At 62.1% G+C, this 14,664-nt stretch carries 18 protein-coding genes; 9 read left to right on the forward strand and 9 right to left on the reverse strand.

What is annotated here, in order from left to right:
* Window positions 1–73: 73 nt before the first annotated feature.
* Complete coding sequence (locus AC2ETI_RS08510; RefSeq protein ID WP_020970523.1) at window positions 74–301, reverse strand: hypothetical protein; 228 nt, start codon at window positions 299–301, stop codon at window positions 74–76.
* Between the two features lie 246 nt (window positions 302–547).
* Here AC2ETI_RS08510 and AC2ETI_RS08515 point away from each other — a divergent pair, with 246 nt between their 5' ends.
* A complete protein-coding gene (locus AC2ETI_RS08515) occupies window positions 548–1,339 on the forward strand; it encodes a MerR family transcriptional regulator (RefSeq protein ID WP_483633783.1) in 792 nt (263 codons plus the stop codon).
* Complete coding sequence (locus AC2ETI_RS08520; RefSeq protein ID WP_230090987.1) at window positions 1,336–1,884, forward strand: hypothetical protein; 549 nt, start codon at window positions 1,336–1,338, stop codon at window positions 1,882–1,884. The genes AC2ETI_RS08515 and AC2ETI_RS08520 overlap by 4 nt, the downstream gene beginning before the upstream one ends.
* Window positions 1,885–1,909: 25 nt before the next feature.
* Here AC2ETI_RS08520 and AC2ETI_RS08525 read toward each other — a convergent pair whose 3' ends face one another.
* The 4 genes from AC2ETI_RS08525 to AC2ETI_RS08540 all read right to left on the reverse strand — a co-directional run bounded on the left by AC2ETI_RS08525 (window position 1,910) and on the right by AC2ETI_RS08540 (window position 4,772).
* Window positions 1,910–2,311, reverse strand: a complete 402-nt coding sequence (locus AC2ETI_RS08525; RefSeq protein ID WP_113683307.1) for a hypothetical protein — start codon at window positions 2,309–2,311, stop codon at window positions 1,910–1,912.
* A 127-nt stretch (window positions 2,312–2,438) separates the two neighbouring features.
* Window positions 2,439–3,572 (reverse strand): Nickel transporter NicT, encoded by a 1,134-nt coding sequence (nicT, locus tag AC2ETI_RS08530; protein WP_037119767.1) that lies wholly within the window; start codon window positions 3,570–3,572, stop codon window positions 2,439–2,441.
* Between the two features lie 140 nt (window positions 3,573–3,712).
* The gene (locus AC2ETI_RS08535; RefSeq protein ID WP_070385591.1) at window positions 3,713–4,042 is read right to left on the reverse strand and encodes a branched-chain amino acid transporter permease; all 330 of its coding nucleotides are present in this window, start codon (window positions 4,040–4,042) and stop codon (window positions 3,713–3,715) included.
* Window positions 4,035–4,772, reverse strand: coding sequence for an AzlC family ABC transporter permease (locus tag AC2ETI_RS08540; RefSeq protein ID WP_020970518.1), 738 nt, complete (start codon window positions 4,770–4,772; stop codon window positions 4,035–4,037). Before AC2ETI_RS08540 ends, AC2ETI_RS08535 begins: the two co-directional genes overlap by 8 nt.
* A 79-nt stretch (window positions 4,773–4,851) precedes the next feature.
* On the opposite strand from AC2ETI_RS08540, the gene AC2ETI_RS08545 reads away from it, so the two are divergent.
* Both AC2ETI_RS08545 and AC2ETI_RS08550 read left to right on the forward strand, forming a co-directional pair.
* The gene (locus AC2ETI_RS08545) at window positions 4,852–5,292 is read left to right on the forward strand and encodes an Lrp/AsnC family transcriptional regulator (RefSeq protein ID WP_020970517.1); all 441 of its coding nucleotides are present in this window, start codon (window positions 4,852–4,854) and stop codon (window positions 5,290–5,292) included.
* 57 nt (window positions 5,293–5,349) lie between these two features.
* On the forward strand, window positions 5,350–5,775 hold the full coding sequence (locus AC2ETI_RS08550) for a VOC family protein (protein ID WP_003940409.1): 426 nt from the start codon (window positions 5,350–5,352) through the stop codon (window positions 5,773–5,775).
* On the opposite strand, the gene AC2ETI_RS08555 is transcribed toward AC2ETI_RS08550, so the two are convergent.
* Together AC2ETI_RS08555 and AC2ETI_RS08560 are read right to left on the reverse strand one after the other, a co-directional pair.
* Window positions 5,772–6,782: an AraC family transcriptional regulator gene (locus AC2ETI_RS08555; protein ID WP_019744973.1), complete on the reverse strand. Its 1,011-nt coding sequence runs from the start codon at window positions 6,780–6,782 to the stop codon at window positions 5,772–5,774. The genes AC2ETI_RS08550 and AC2ETI_RS08555 overlap by 4 nt on opposite strands.
* A complete protein-coding gene (locus tag AC2ETI_RS08560; protein WP_046379083.1) occupies window positions 6,779–7,969 on the reverse strand; it encodes a pyridoxal phosphate-dependent aminotransferase in 1,191 nt (396 codons plus the stop codon). Before AC2ETI_RS08560 ends, AC2ETI_RS08555 begins: the two co-directional genes overlap by 4 nt.
* Window positions 7,970–8,104: 135 nt before the next feature.
* Here AC2ETI_RS08560 and AC2ETI_RS08565 point away from each other — a divergent pair, with 135 nt between their 5' ends.
* The 5 genes from AC2ETI_RS08565 (at window position 8,105) to AC2ETI_RS08585 (ending at window position 11,926) form a co-directional block, all read left to right on the forward strand.
* Complete coding sequence (locus tag AC2ETI_RS08565; protein WP_020908828.1) at window positions 8,105–8,683, forward strand: carboxymuconolactone decarboxylase family protein; 579 nt, start codon at window positions 8,105–8,107, stop codon at window positions 8,681–8,683.
* A gap of 125 nt (window positions 8,684–8,808) precedes the next feature.
* Window positions 8,809–9,204: a TOBE domain-containing protein gene (locus AC2ETI_RS08570; protein WP_020908827.1), complete on the forward strand. Its 396-nt coding sequence runs from the start codon at window positions 8,809–8,811 to the stop codon at window positions 9,202–9,204.
* Window positions 9,205–9,228: 24 nt separating this feature from the next.
* Entirely contained in the window at window positions 9,229–10,038 is an 810-nt protein-coding gene (gene modA, locus AC2ETI_RS08575; RefSeq protein ID WP_020970515.1) for a molybdate ABC transporter substrate-binding protein, read from the forward strand.
* Window positions 10,035–10,844, forward strand: a complete 810-nt coding sequence (locus tag AC2ETI_RS08580) for an ABC transporter permease (RefSeq protein ID WP_020970514.1) — start codon at window positions 10,035–10,037, stop codon at window positions 10,842–10,844. The genes modA and AC2ETI_RS08580 overlap by 4 nt, the downstream gene beginning before the upstream one ends.
* Window positions 10,841–11,926 (forward strand): sulfate/molybdate ABC transporter ATP-binding protein, encoded by a 1,086-nt coding sequence (locus AC2ETI_RS08585; protein ID WP_021345303.1) that lies wholly within the window; start codon window positions 10,841–10,843, stop codon window positions 11,924–11,926. The genes AC2ETI_RS08580 and AC2ETI_RS08585 overlap by 4 nt, the downstream gene beginning before the upstream one ends.
* Here the strand turns inward: AC2ETI_RS08585 and fadD11 are convergent.
* Together fadD11 and AC2ETI_RS08595 are read right to left on the reverse strand one after the other, a co-directional pair.
* Window positions 11,902–13,704: a fatty acid--CoA ligase FadD11 gene (gene fadD11 / locus AC2ETI_RS08590; protein ID WP_483633784.1), complete on the reverse strand. Its 1,803-nt coding sequence runs from the start codon at window positions 13,702–13,704 to the stop codon at window positions 11,902–11,904. The genes AC2ETI_RS08585 and fadD11 overlap by 25 nt on opposite strands.
* Window positions 13,701–14,663 carry an SDR family oxidoreductase gene (locus AC2ETI_RS08595; RefSeq protein WP_428690880.1) on the reverse strand — a complete coding sequence of 321 codons (963 nt, stop codon included), beginning with the start codon at window positions 14,661–14,663 and terminating at the stop codon, window positions 13,701–13,703. The genes fadD11 and AC2ETI_RS08595 overlap by 4 nt, the downstream gene beginning before the upstream one ends.
* Window position 14,664 lies beyond the last annotated feature (1 nt).

Consider the following 14,664-nt stretch of genomic DNA (forward strand, 5'->3'; position numbering starts at 1 on the left):
TTCACCTGCGACAGGTGAACCACTCACTTCGCTGTGTCCGGGCCTCCACGGTTGGCCTCATCCCTACGCGGCGTCAGCGCCGTTTCGGTGACTCGCGATCCTGGTTCTCGCGCGGACGCATGTCCTTCGTCGATCGGTGTGGGAAGCCGTGGATCATCGAGCAAGAGATCCAGCAGATCACCACCGTTGCGATTCCGAGTCCGATCGACGCGAATGGTTCCTGCGTGGCCAGCCAGACGCTCAGTCCGATTGCCGTCCCGACGATCAGAATCAGGATGGTGTCGAGTCGTGTCGTTTGCATCGAAATCATCGCCTGGCACAGATTGTTTTCGGCGGCCCGCTGGTTTTGGCGGCCCGCCACCCGGCGAGTGACAGCCGGGGGCAGACCTTGCGCGGCTGACCCCTCGCTCTGGAAATCGCCGCCGCAAGTGATCAATACCCGCGAAATTCGTCTGCGAAACTATTGGCAGGCAGAACAGGACCTAAGGCCTCAAGGCCGGCATGCCGGCCTTGACTATGACGTAGCGTCATAGTTGATGCTGTTCGTATGCGAATCAGCGACGTGGCCAGTGCGGCAGGCACCACTCCGCGGACCGTTCGGCACTATCACCGACTGGGGCTGCTGGCCGAGCCGAGACGACTGTCCAACGGTTACAGAACTTACGAACTTCCCGATCTGGTCAGGCTGATGCGCATTCGTTGGCTCACCGCCGCCGGCATTCCACTCGGATCCATTGCCGCGATGATCGAACCGAAGCCGATCGATGCACGAGAACCGGACGACTTCGCCGAAGATCTTTCCTCCTTGATCGCGGAGATAGACCGGAAACAACGCGTCCTCGCAGACCAGCGAGTGCGCCTCCAGGAAATGCTCTCGGCGCGAGGCGCCGGCCGGGTGGTCTCGCCGCTTCCGGTGGAGTTGCTGTCTGCGTTCGACGAGTTGATCGCGTCGTCCCCGACGGATTCGGTTCGGCGTCTGTTCGAGCGCGAACGCGACATGTGGGAATTGGTGGCGATCTCGGGAGCAGCGCCACACGAACTGTTCTCCACGGCTGCGCGATTGCTGTCCGACGAGGGCGACCGGAAGAGAATTGTGGATCTGTACCGTCGTTTCGCCGCTCTGGCTGGGCGCGAGGTAGCCGAGGTTGCAGACGAGATCGCGTACTTGTCGGACGAACTGGAGGAATCACTGGGCGGGGTGCTCGGCGATGTGTACTCAGACGGAGACTCCGCAGGTGTGGGATTCTCGGTTGGGATCGCGGACCTGGTGCCCGATCCAGCGCAACGTGAAGTGGTCGCGCGCGTCTCAACACGTCTCATGTCAGGCGGTACGGCGTGATCCGATCACTGTGGTTGCTCTCGACGGGTCGGAGAGACGGAGGTTCCAGTGATACAGCGACTTTCGGCTACGCGCGGGGGACCATGTCGATACCGGTGGCATTTGTTGCGGCGAGTGTGATCGAGGCCGTAGCGATTCACTTCCTGGTGCCGTGGCAGTGGCTTCGCGTCGTGCTGCTCGTTGCAACGGTGTTGTCGCTGATTGCGATTGGCGGTTGGCTTGCCGGACGCGTCGTGCACCCGCACCTCGTCTCGGCTCGAACGGTAGTGTTTCGATCCGGCAGGGGCATTCGAGTCGAAGTGGACCGATCACGGATTTCGCGGGCGAGCATGGTCCGAAGGTTCGGTGAGACAGCAAATGTGATTGTCGACGATCGCTTGGTTCTGCCGGGGCCCGACGGCACTGTCGTGGATGTCGACTTCGATCAGCCGCTCTCGGTCACGCTCCCGAAACGGCTCTCGAAGGCCAGTCCCACCACGATCGGTGGGCTGCGTTTGCATGTCGATCAACCCGGCGAGTTCTGTGATGCATTGGGGCCGAACTGAATTCGCAACGATCGTTTGGATCCGGTCAGTGCGGAGACTTCGGTGGAAGACCTTCACGGAACGGATCGACAACCAGCCACTGCACCGTGCCACCGACATTCCATAGTGCATCGGGGTTGTCGAGCGAGGCCGCGTACGTTGCCGCAGCTTGGTCGCCGGCGATCTCACCGCTCTCGCCCGACGGCGGGTTGGGCTCGAGGAATTCGGAGGGGTGCGGCCCTGGCCATTCAGGCACGTCGAACGGGGAAATGCTGGTGTCGATGAGGCCAGGTCGATGCACGGTCACCCGGTCGGGAACTTGCTTGGTTTCCGCCGCCACGGCGATGCCTGGTCCTTCGGCAGCTTCGCCGTCGCCGCTACCGCAGCCTGCCACTGCAAGAACAAGTCCCGTGATTGCCACACCCACTACCGCATGACGTATCCGCACTGTTTTCTCCTAGCCTGGGCTGACCCCGTTCGAACTCCACTATTGCATCTCGCCAACTCCGCGGGATGCGTCTTTCGATAAATGTGGGAAACGCACTGAATGTGCGTAGAAGACTCGGATTGCCAAACTATTCAGCGGTCGATCGAGGTGCGGCGGCAACGGATTGTGCCTGCCACCGTTCCTCGATGCGGCCGTACCGCCACACGAGGAGGGCGATCATCCAGGTGGCAACGAAGAGTCCGACGATGATGAAGCCCATCGCGCCGAGATCCAAGTTCCCGATGGCGCCGAGAATCCCGTCGTGGATGTCGAGTTTGTCGGTGAAGATCGAGATGATTTCCTGGGTCCCGATCAGCAGTGCCACTGCCACCGAGAGTCCGGTGATCACCATGTTGTAGTAGATCTTTCGTACCGGCTGGGCAAATGCCCAACCGTAAGCGAAGTTCATGAACGATCCGTCGATCGAGTCGAACAGAGACATCCCGGCGCAGAAGAGTATCGGTAGAACGAGGATCGAATACCACGGGAGCCCTGTCGCTGCCGCGCCGCCGGCGATCACCAACAGTCCCACTTCGGTGACGGTGTCGAATCCCAGTCCGAACAGTAGGCCGACCGGGTACATGTGCCAGGGCTTGCGAACCATCTTCATCACCGGGCCCAGGATCTTGTTGAGGGCGCCGCGGCTGTCGAGTTCCTTCTCGAGTTGCTCCTCGTCGAAGGTTCCGGCCTTGTACTTCGTGTACACCCGATGAATCCCGATGAGAGAGAAAAGATTCAGGAGGCCGATCAAGATCAGGAACGTTCCGGAAATGGTGGTGCCGAACAAGCCGGTCCACTTTTCCAGATCGGAGTTGTCGTCGGAAAGGCTGGTGGCAAGTTGCCGCACACCCAACGCCAGAAGTGCGACGAGAACAAAGACGATGGTGGAGTGCCCGAGTGAAAACCAGAAACCGACGGACATCGGTTTCTTGCCGTCCGCCACCAACTTCCGAGTGGTGTTGTCGATGGCGGCGATGTGATCGGCGTCGAAAGCATGGCGCATGCCGAGCGTGTACGCCGTGACACCGAGTCCGATGCCGAAGACACTGCCTTCGATCGTGTAGTGGCCGGGGACTACCAGACCGAGAAGAACTGCCCACCCGACGACGTTGAGTGCAACGACGGTGACGGTCATTCCGATGATGCTTCGACGCTGGCCTCGATCCAGACTGTGCCAAGCGCCGGCGATTCGGGTGCCCGTCGTGGTCATTGTCGTGGACATCGAACCTCACCGATCTTTCAGTCGCGGCCGGCGGCCACCCTACTGAAATCGTATAAGTGTTCAACTGTTCAGATAAGCGCCTGGAGGTTACAAATCACCCATCCGGGAGTAAAGCTGCTTTGCTCCCGGATGGGAATTGCTCAGGCAAACACGGTATTGACCAGCGCAACGTAGATCGTCGTTCCGACAACGATGCTCAGGACGGCATTCTTTCGCCACAGGTGCGCGACGATCGTGGCACACACTGCAATCAGTTCGGGGAGGCCGTGAGACGGGGCGGTGATCGACACCCCTTTGAGTGAATACATCACGAGGATCAGCATGACGCCGGCCGGCATGTAGATGCCGAGGTAGCCGACCAGGGCGGAGGAGCGCAGCGGCATGAGCGCGGCGAAGGGGATTGCGCGCAGCGCGAAGGTGACCACGGCCATGACTGCGACCGCCGCAAAGATGTACGAGGTGTCAGGCATCGATCTTCGCCTTTCGTGAGTCGTAGACAAAGCGGCCGATCAGGAAGAGCACGAAGGCGCCCATTGCAATTGGCAGCATGTGATCCGGGGCTGCGAGCCGGGCGACCAGAGCGCAGGTGACCGCAGCGACCGGCACCGCGAATCCGTTTTGTGCGCGAATTGCCTCGATCGAGAGGACGACGAACAGTGCGGTCAGAGCGAAGTCGAGACCGACTATCGAATCTGGAATCCACTGTCCTGCCGTCGCGCCCAGGATCGCGCCACCGATCCAGTAGCCGTGGAGGTACAGCTGGGAGTAGACGATGACGCGTCCGGTGAGTGCCTTGGGATCGGCAGTTACCGACATCGCATAGGCCTCGTCGGTCAGCGCGAACATGCTGTAGAAGCGAGCGAATGGGTTGCGAATCTTTTCCAGCGGAAAACTCAAGGCGTAGAACACATGTCGAAAGTTGACCAGCAGTGCGGTCAGAGCGACGTACGGCAGTGGTGTCATGGCCGCGACCATTCCGACGGCGAGAAACTCCAGCGATCCGGCGTAGATCAGCGAGGTGAAAGCGACTGCCCACCAAGGGTTGAGGCCCTGTTGGACCACAAGAACGCCCAGGGCTATCCCGAGTGGGAGCAGGCCGAATCCGACCGGCAGCGACAGTTGGAAGGCGTGCCGCCACGCCGGGGTTCGCGGCGAGAGTTCGACGGCAGGCGCGGCCGTCGACGATGCTGGTTCGATCACGACGCAAATCTATAACAAAGATCGAGGTGATCGATTGCTCAGAATGCCCACATATTGAACAGTGCGCAATAATAGTGCGATGGATGCCATGGATGACGCAATTTTGTTTCACCTCCGTCAGGACTCGAGTCTGACGAACACGGAATTGGCGGATCTGGTGGGTCTGACACCGTCCCCTTGCCTGCGCCGCGTGAAAAAGCTCGAAGCCGACGGAATCATCACCGGGTACCGCGCGATCGTCAGTCAGGAAGCGCTTGGCCGAGGATTTCAAGTGATCGTCACCGCCGAGATCGGAGTCAACGACCAGGCGACTATCGAGGACTTCGAATCCCAGGTCGCCGCCTTCGACGAAGTGATCGAATGTCGGCGGTTGTTCGGAATTCCCGACTACTTCATTCGGGTCGCGGTGAAAGATCTCGCGACGTACGAGAACTTCATGGTCACCAAGCTCAGCGGGCTTCCGGCTGTCTCGCGGGTGACATCGCTGATCACCATGAAGACCATCAAGAGTGTCGACTGATGCCCGGGCTCGGCTGAACCTTCACTAGGTGTCGGTGGTCGGCGTTAACGTCGGAACATGGGATACGAATTTCAAGTCACAGTAGATTCGGCACACCCGCACGAACAGGCGAAGTGGTGGGCCGCAGCACTCGGGTGGGCAGCGGAGCCCAGCGACGAAGACTTCATCAGGGGCCTCGTCGCTGCTGGTCACGCCAAGGAATCTGACACCACGACCTTCGAGGGAGTTCTCGTCTGGCGCGAAGGTGCGGCCATCAGCGATCCGGAGCATCCCGAACGTCCCCGCGTTCTGTTCCAACTGGTTCCGGAATCGAAGACGGTGAAGAACCGGCTCCATTTCGACATACGAGTGGGCGACAAGCGCGAGGATGTCGCAGCGCACCTCGAGACGGTGGGGGCGACGATCCTGCACCGGGGAGCGCAGGGGCCGAGCGTGTGGATCACGATGACCGATCCCGAAGGAAACGAGTTCTGCGTCAGCTAGCGGTACGAACTCGGAGTGTCGCCGGTCCATCGTTTGAAGGCCCGACGGAACGCGCTGGGCTCGGAGAACCCCAATCGCGCCGAGAGTACTTCGACGGATTCTCCGCGCCGCAAACCAGCGATGGCTACGTCGCGGAGCACTTCCTCGCGTAGTTGATTCAGTGATGTTCCGTCACGCCGCAGCAGTCGACGCAGATGGGGAACGCTGATCGAGAGCATCTCGGCGATCTCCTCGGCCGTGGAGGTTCGCCCCTTCACCCCGAGTTCCAGGACCCGTCGCACCTGCGCCGACGCAGTGCTGTCGTAATCGCGTTCGGACATGAGCTGAATCGGAGATTCTCGGAGGTACTCCTCCAACGTCTCCTCGGTTTGGATGATCGGTGCGCGCATGGCCGAGTTGTCGAACTCCAGTGCCGCTCGCTGCGCGCCGAAGGTGACCGGCGCTCCGAATATGTAGTCGTAGTCCTGCGCCAACCGCGCATCCGGTGCCGAGTACGGAAATTCGACTGCCCGAAGTCGGACGCGCTTTCCGATCAACCACGCGGAAAATCGGTGCAGCAAGATCAGGACAAAATCGGTTGTGACACGTTCTGCGACATCAGGTTCGGCGACGCCTTCGCGAGCGCGGACTGCGAAGCTCACCCGCGTGCTTTCCTCGCCCTTCTCGATTGCCAGTGGGGCGAGAGCCGGTAGTGCACGGATCACGTCGGACATTCGAGCGAAGGCTGATCCGAGGTCAGGGCAATGGATCAACGTCAGGCAGATCAATCGGAAAGTGCCACGGGGGACCGGGGCGGATCCGAGGCCGAACAATTCGTCGTCGGTGATCTGCCACGTGGTTTGGATGAAGGTGGTGACCTGAGTTGGGGTCAGCCGTGCGCGAGCGTCCGACAATGTCTCCAGGTCGATCCCAGCAGCTCGCAGTGCACCAGACAAATCGACGTCGTTGTCCGGCGAGAACGCGAGGTAGCGGTGGACGAATGCGGTCGGGATGGTCCGCGCTGTCATGGGTGCGCTGCTCCTTGGAGCAGGTGGAGACGGCGTGCAGCTTCGGAAAGAATGTGGTCCTGCTTGCAGAAGGCGAAGCGCACCAGGTGCTTCCAATCGTCGCGGTTGTCCGCAAACACGTCGACCGGTACGGCCGCGACGCCGATACGCTCGGGCAGTGCGCGACAGAAATCTCCCGCGTCGGTTTCACCCAACGGTCTGATGTCGGCAAGGAGGAAGTACGTGCCGCCGCCGGAATGCACCGTGAAACCGGCCTCGGTCAGAGCTTTTCCGAGTACGTCCCGTTTGCCTTGCAAGCTCTGTCGAAGTTCGACGACCCACGGCTGTTCGTTGGTCAGCGCGTAGGCAACGGCCGGTTGGAATGGTGCACCGGCAACAAATGACATGAACTGCTTGGCGGCACGGACTCCGTCGATGAGTTCTCGGGGGCCGATCGCCCAGCCGGTCTTCCAGCCGGTGACATTGAAAGTCTTTGCGGCACTGGACACAGTGACGGTGCGCTCACGCATGCCCGGGAGCGACGCCATCGGTGTGTGGGTGAGGCCGTCGAAGACCAAGTGCTCGTAGACCTCGTCACTCAACACGATCAGGTCGCGTTCGCACGCGAGTTCGGCGATCGCTCGAAGTTCATGATCGGTGAATACGGTGCCGGTGGGGTTGTGAGGACTGTTGACGATCAGCATCTTCGTCTTGGCGGTGATCGCGCCGCGCAATGCATCGAGATCGACCGCGAATCCGTCTCCCGCGGCGACCAGCGGAACAGTCCGACGCACAGCGCCTGCCAATGCGACGGATGCAGCGTAGGAGTCGTAGTACGGCTCGATCAGCACTACTTCTTCGCCGGGTTCGACCAGTCCGAGAATTGCAGCACTGATCGCCTCGGTGGCGCCGACGGTGACCAGAACTTCGGAGTCGGGATCACTGTCGAGTCCGTAACGGACGCGCCGATCCTCCGCGATGGCCTGACGCAAGACGGGCATGCCCGGACCGGGCGGGTATTGATTGACGCCCTCGGCGATGGCTCGGCGCGCTACTTCGAGCATGGCCGCAGGACCGTCGGTATCCGGAAAGCCCTGACCGAGGTTGACCGCGTCGTGAAGTGTGGCCAACGCTGTCATCTCGGCGAAGATCGTGGATGCGAACGGCTGCAGACGCGAGACGGTGCGGTTGCGGGGCGTCGAAGGCATCTTTGCAGCTTAGTCGGCTGACACCGCATCCTCACATCCGCTCGGACGCGGTGCTTGTCACGTTTGAATCGCCGCCATCGTCCAACTCTGTAGAGAGCATCGAATCCGGTGCCCCAGAACATACGGAGGCTTGCCATGACTCGCATTCCCGCAGTGACACCGTCAGAAGCCAGTCCGTTGATCAAAGTGGCATACAAATTCGCCGCCAGGCAGTACGACGAAGTCCCCGAGCCCTTTGCCGTCCTGGCCAACCATCGGAAATTGTTCGTCGCGGCTGCCCGTCACGAGATGGCCGTGCAGAAGGCGTCGAAGGTGCTGCCGTCGAACATTCGTGAACTGGCCGTCTATCGCGTCGCCTGGACTGTCGGCTGCTCGTGGTGTGTCGACTTCGGGACGATGCTCTCGCGCCTGGACGGTTTGGACATCGACAAGCTGAAAGGGATCGCGAATTACCGGGATTCACCGAAGTACAGCGAGGACGAGCGGGCCGCGATCGCCTACGCCGATGCCATGACCGGTGACCCGCACGGGGAGAACGGGGTGACGGACGAGCAGGTCGCGGATCTCGAGCGCAGGTTCGGGCGAGCGGGCGTCGTGGAACTGACCTATCAGATCGGGCTCGAAAACATGCGCGCCCGGATGTATTCGGCGTTGGGGATCACCGAGCAAGGGTTCAGCACCGACTCCTGCCGCGTGCCCTGGGCCGAAGAATGATGCGCTGACTCGTCTACGGCAACTATCGACAATGCTCCGCAGATACGTGATCATGATTGACTAGTTCACGCATCTGCGGAGTATTTCGGCTTGTTAGGTCCGCACTTGCGACCTACGATCACCTGGTGCCCAACATTCGAATCCGCGAAGCTGCCGGTCTGCTCGGTGTCAGTGACGACACCGTTCGACGGTGGGTCGACGGTGGGCTTCTCACCGCGAGGACGGACGACTCCGGCCGCAAGGTCATCGACGGTGCCGAGTTGGCGGGCTTCGCCCGGTCCAACGCCGGACCCGCACCGGCCGATCCGCTCGCGGGTGCGAGTTCGGCCCGCAACCGGTTCGCCGGCCTCGTCACCAAGGTCGTCACCGACAAGGTGATGGCCCAGGTCGAAATGCAGTGTGGGCCCTTCACTGTCGTCTCGTTGATGAGTACCGACGCGGTTCGGGAGCTCGGACTCGAGGTCGGGAGTATCGGAGTCGCAATCGTGAAGGCCACCACGGTCATCGTGGAAACGCCGTAGTTCTGAACATACTGGAGGAAATTCGTGAAGCGTGTAGTCGGACTTGTTGCAGCAGGTGCCTTTTCGCTTGCCCTGGTGACCGGTTGTAGTTCCTCCGACAATTCGTCGTCGGAGACGTCGTCGGCCGCTCCGACCACGACCACTTCCAGTGACAGTGCCACGGGAAGCATCACCGTCTTCGCGGCGGCGTCACTCAAGACCAGCTTCACCGAACTCGGCAAGGAGTTCGAGTCCGAGAACCCCGGTTCATCGGTCACATTCAGCTTTGCCGGGTCCTCGGATCTCGTCGCCCAGATCACCCAGGGCGCACCGGCTGACGTGTTCGCCTCGGCTGACGCCGCCAACATGACCAAGGCCACCGATGCCGGTGTCGTCGCGGGGTCGCCCTCGGATTTCGCGAGCAATACCTTGACGATCGTTGTACCGCCTGGCAATCCGAAGGGCATCGCGTCCTTCGCCGATCTGGCAAAGGAGGGGACACAACTGGTGATCTGCGCTCCGCAGGTCCCGTGTGGCGCGGCTACGAAGAAGGTCGAGACGGCCACAGGTGAGACCCTCTCGCCCGTCAGTGAGGAATCGTCGGTGACCGACGTTCTCAACAAGGTGACGTCCGGTCAGGCCGATGCCGGCATCGTCTACGTCACCGACGCGAAGTCCGCGGGTGACAAGGTGCAGACGGTCGCGTTCCCGGAAGCCACCACGGTGGTCAACCTGTACCGGATTGCGGTGCTGAAGGATTCGAAGAATTCGGAAACGGCAACCAAGTTCGTCGATCTCGTCAAGGGGCCCAAGGGCCTGGCAGTTCTGAGTGACGCGGGATTCGCTGCCCCGTGACACACCTAAGACCGGCAGTCCGGGCTCCGCTCGGGTTGCCGGTATGGATTTACCTTCCGGCGCTGATCGGCGGAGCGTTTGTCATCGCGCCCTTGGCGGCGATGCTGGCCACCGTGCAGTGGTCGCAGTTCTGGGAACTCGTGACTTCCGAATCGTCGGTTGCCGCGTTGAAACTGAGTTTGAAGACAGCGGCAATGAGCACGCTGCTGTGCATCCTGTTCGGGGTACCGATGGCCGCGGTGTTGGCGCGCAGTCATTTTCGGGGACTGTCCGTTCTTCGATCCTTGATTCTGCTCCCGCTGGTTCTGCCGCCCGTGGTGGGCGGTATCGCGTTGCTGTACACGTTCGGGCGCAAAGGGTTGATCGGTGAGCAGTTGGAAGTGCTCGGCATCCAGATAGCATTCTCGACAACCGCGGTGGTCCTGGCGCAGACGTTTGTTGCGCTACCGTTCCTCGTCGTCAGCCTCGAAGGTGCACTACGCACTGCGGGTACAAGATACGAGGCCGTTGCCTCGACGCTCGGAGCCCGCCCGACCACTGTGCTTCGCCGGGTGACTCTGCCGCTGGTGCTTCCCGGTCTGGTGTCAGGGGCAGTTCTGGCTTTCGCTCGAGCGCTGGGGGAATTCGGTGCGACGCTGACCTTCGCGGGAAGTCTGCAAGGGGTGACGCGTACCCTGCCGCTGGAAATCTATCTCCAGCGTGAGACCGATCCGGATGCAGCGGTGGCGCTTTCGCTGGTGCTGGTTGTAGTCGCGGTGGTCATCGTGGTTGCGGTGCGTGGACGCGGATCGGCGGGTTCGTTGTGAGTGGCCTCCACGTCGACATCGAGATTCCGGAGCGCGACGTCGTTGCGACGTTCGACGTAGCGGCGGGCGAGGTGACCGCCATCCTCGGGCCGAACGGCGCCGGCAAGTCGACGGTACTGGCGGCGGTTGCCGGACTGCATCATCCGCGGCGCGGGTTGATCGAACTCAATTCCCGCGTTCTCACCGATACCCGTAGGGGAGTCGTGTTGGCACCCCATCGGCGCGGCACTGCCCTACTCGCGCAAGAGGCACTTCTCTTTCCCCATCTCAGTGCGGCTGCGAACGTGGCGTTCGCGCCGCGCAGTGCAGGGCGGTCGCGTCGCGATTCCGCCGAGTCCGCGCGCCATTGGCTGGACGCAGTCGACGCCGGCGATTTGGCTGACCGCAAGCCTTCACAACTCTCCGGTGGCCAAGCGCAACGGGTTGCAGTGGCGAGGGCATTGGCTGCTGAACCCGAACTGCTTCTACTCGACGAACCGATGTCCGCGCTCGATGTCGCCTCCGCCCCCGCGCTGCGGTCGTTACTGCGCCGAGTGCTCAGGACCGGCGATCGCACTGCCGTACTCGTCACGCACGACGCTCTGGACGCACTTGCGCTGGCCGACACGGTTGTCGTCATGGACGGTGGCCGGGTCGTCGAACGTGGTGACGTACGAACAGTTCTGACCCGCCCGCGTAGTGCATTCGCAGCACGCATCGCCGGAATCAACTTGCGCAGCGGCACGATGGCCGGAGACGGAGTGCTCAGAAGTCCGGTCGGGGTGGATATCGCGGGCCAGACGGAGACCGACCTACCGGCCGGCAGTGCCGCCGTGGCGGTCTTCGAGCCGCGAGCAGTGTCGGTCTTCCTGGATCCGCCGCACGGCAGCCCACGAAATGCGTTTGCGGTCACGATCGCGGAGATCGAAAACCGAGGCGATGTCGTCCGAGTGCGAGCGGAGGACGAAGCCGGCCAGCCGGGCTTGTCTGCCGACATCACGGCGAGCGCAGCGGCCGAACTCGATCTGGTTCCGGGATCGGCCGCTACGTTTGTGGTCAAGGCCACCGAGACGCTGATCTATGCGCAGGGTGCAGGCTCGTAGACGTCCTCAACGACCGAATCCGCATAGAGGGCTGCAATTTCGGACGCGTACTTCTCGGCTATCGGCTTGCGCCTGAGCTTCATCGTCGGTGTCAGCTCGTCGCCGCCTGGCTCCCAGAACATGGTGAGTACGTGAAACCGCTTGATCTGCTCGGCCCTCGACAGACGCGAGTTTCCCTCGGCGACAGCAGTTGCAACGACGTCGACGATCCGAGCGTCCTTGGCGAGTACCGCGGCCTCGGCCGCAAGTCCCAGTGAGCGTGCCGCTCCGACCGCGGCGTCGGCGCTGAGAGTGATCAACGCTGTGTTGAACTTTCGGCCGTCTCCGATCGTCACGACCTCGCCGATCAACGACGACGACGTCTTCACTGCCGTCTCGATGGCAGCCGGTGACATGTTCTTTCCCGACGCGTTGATGATCAACTCCTTCTTGCGATCGATCACCGTGAGGTAGCCGTCCGCGTCGGCGGTGACGACATCTCCGGTCGAGAGCCACCCGTCTGCACTGATCGCTTCGGCCGTTTTTGCGGGTTCGCCGCGGTACCCCTTCATGACCAACGGTCCTCGAACCAGTAGCTCGCCGTCCGCCTCGATGCGCATTTCCATGCCTGGGAGCAACTTTCCGACCGTTCCGAGCTTGGTCGGCTCGGCCGGCGCGGTGCTTGCGATGCATGTCAGCTCGGACATTCCCCAGATCTCCGAGATCGGAACTCCCAGGGCCGCAAAGAATGCCAAGGTTTCCGGCGGAATCGGTGCGGCGCCAGAGATGGCCCACTTCAGTTCGGCAAAGCCGAGTTTCGCACGCAGAGCGGACAGGACCATCGTATCGGCTCGGGCGTAGTCCGCTTCCAGTTCGGCGGGGACTGTTTCACCGGCTCGCAAGTGTGCGAGACGAGTGCGACCGACGTCGAGTGCCCACTGCAACGCCGCTCGCCGCGCGTCGTCCGGTTCGTTGGCGACAGCCGATTCGACTGCAACTTTCAGCTTTTCCCACACACGGGGGACGCTGCCCCAGATCGTGGGGCGACAGTCCGGAAGCGCGGCCGCTACCTGGCTCGGATCCGGCACGACAGTGATCTGGGTGCCGAACACCATTTGCATGTACAGGCAGGTGAGCCGATCGGCTATGTGCGCCGACGGCATGCACGAGGTGATGCGGTCACCGAATTCGACGGGGAGTACAGCGCTTACGGCGTTGGTTTCGAACAACAGGCATGCATGAGTCGTCTCGACGCCCTTGGGGTTGCCGGTCGTGCCGGAGGTGTAGATCAACGTGGCGACGTCGTTCGGTTTCACCGCACGCCAGGTGCCCTCGAAATCGAAATCCGATGCGGCAGAATCCTTCATCTGCTCCAGGGTCACAGTGCCGGGCTGGTGGACATGCGATTGCGCGTCGACGACGACGATGGTCTCGAGTGTGGCGCCCGAGCGGCGGACCGTATCCACGTACCGGTCTTCGCAGACGAGAACCCGTGCACCCGAATTGGCGAGGATGTAACGGATGGCTTCGGGTGCCGACGTGTTGTAGATGGAGAAGGACGTCGCGCCGAGATGTTGGGCACCGACGTCGATCGGATAGAACTCGATGCGGTTACTCATCATCAGGGCAACCGTATCGCCGTGTCCCACGCCGATTCCGGCCAATCCCGCGGCAACCTCGCGGACCTGTTCGGCGTACTCGCGCCACGTCAGTGTTCGCGCATCGCCGATGTCTCGCAGGGCCACCGAGTCGGGCGCTACCGCCGACACTCGCTGGAAGGCTGCACACAACGTGGTCATGATGATCTCCTGGATGCCTTTGTCAGGGCTGATGCATTCGTCGGGGCCGCAGCGGTGGTTCTGTCTTCGAGTTCGCGGATCAGGTCGTGTGCCTGTTTGTCCCTGGCCAGATAGCCGTCGGCCAGGACATTGATGAATCCGCGTCCCCACGCCCAGGGTTCCCAGGCAGCGGGGGCAAGGGTCCGCGCGGCGCGGCGCGCGATCGCGTCTGCGATCACCGTGGCGGCACGGTCCGGGGAGATTCGATGACGGAGGGGACCGGGTAGTCGAGCGTCGAGTTTGCGCCCGATCTCGTCGTCGTCGAGTGTGGCGCGTGCAAGTTGTGTATCCACCATCCCGAAGTACGCGATGCCGGCAGTGGCGCCGTAGCCGGCAACCTCGAGACGCAGCGCCCGGCCGAGCGCTTCGACCCCAGCCTTACTGATCATGTACGAAGCGCCGCCCAAACCGGGGGCGAACGACGCCGCCGATGACACGACGACGATGTGCCCACTGTTGCGGATCACCTCGTCGATGGTCGGATGCACGGTGTTGAAGACGCCGGTGAGATTGACGTCGAGCACACGATCGAAGGCGTCGGGATCGACCTGGCGCAATGTTGCCGGGGGAGGGGTGATTCCGGCGTTGGCAACCACGACGTCGATTCTGCCCAGCTGCTCGATGATCGTTTGCACGGCTGCTGTCATGCCGTCCCGATCTCGGACATCGGCCGTCACCGTCACGACTCGCTGTGACTCGAATGAGCGCTCGGCCGTTGCCAATGAACTTTCGTTGACGTCGACCAGCGCCACGGTGGCCCCACGCCGGTGGAGAGTGCGCGCCAGCGCGGAACCGATACCGTCGCCTCCGCCGGTGATCAGCACGACCTTTCCGGCGACGTCGTAGTCGATTCGGCGTCCGGGCAGTGGAATGCCCAGATCGCGGACTGTTCCCGCAATTGCGGACATGCGTCCCGTCATT

Source organism: Rhodococcus sp. MurmanLake-1 (assembly GCF_056945715.1).

Bases quoted from the DNA above. Each gene is read 5' to 3' on its own strand.
- AC2ETI_RS08510 (WP_020970523.1), bottom strand. From the start codon at position 301: ATGCAAACGACACGACTCGACACCATCCTGATTCTGATCGTCGGGACG.
- AC2ETI_RS08515 (WP_483633783.1), top strand. From the start codon at position 548: ATGCGAATCAGCGACGTGGCCAGTGCGGCAGGCACCACTCCGCGGACC.
- nicT (WP_037119767.1), bottom strand. From the start codon at position 3,572: ATGTCCACGACAATGACCACGACGGGCACCCGAATCGCCGGCGCTTGG.
- AC2ETI_RS08535 (WP_070385591.1), bottom strand. From the start codon at position 4,042: ATGCCTGACACCTCGTACATCTTTGCGGCGGTCGCAGTCATGGCCGTG.
- AC2ETI_RS08545 (WP_020970517.1), top strand. From the start codon at position 4,852: ATGGATGCCATGGATGACGCAATTTTGTTTCACCTCCGTCAGGACTCG.
- AC2ETI_RS08550 (WP_003940409.1), top strand. From the start codon at position 5,350: ATGGGATACGAATTTCAAGTCACAGTAGATTCGGCACACCCGCACGAA.
- AC2ETI_RS08555 (WP_019744973.1), bottom strand. From the start codon at position 6,782: ATGACAGCGCGGACCATCCCGACCGCATTCGTCCACCGCTACCTCGCG.
- AC2ETI_RS08560 (WP_046379083.1), bottom strand. From the start codon at position 7,969: ATGCCTTCGACGCCCCGCAACCGCACCGTCTCGCGTCTGCAGCCGTTC.
- AC2ETI_RS08565 (WP_020908828.1), top strand. From the start codon at position 8,105: ATGACTCGCATTCCCGCAGTGACACCGTCAGAAGCCAGTCCGTTGATC.
- fadD11 (WP_483633784.1), bottom strand. From the start codon at position 13,704: ATGACCACGTTGTGTGCAGCCTTCCAGCGAGTGTCGGCGGTAGCGCCC.
- AC2ETI_RS08595 (WP_428690880.1), bottom strand. From the start codon at position 14,663: ATGACGGGACGCATGTCCGCAATTGCGGGAACAGTCCGCGATCTGGGC.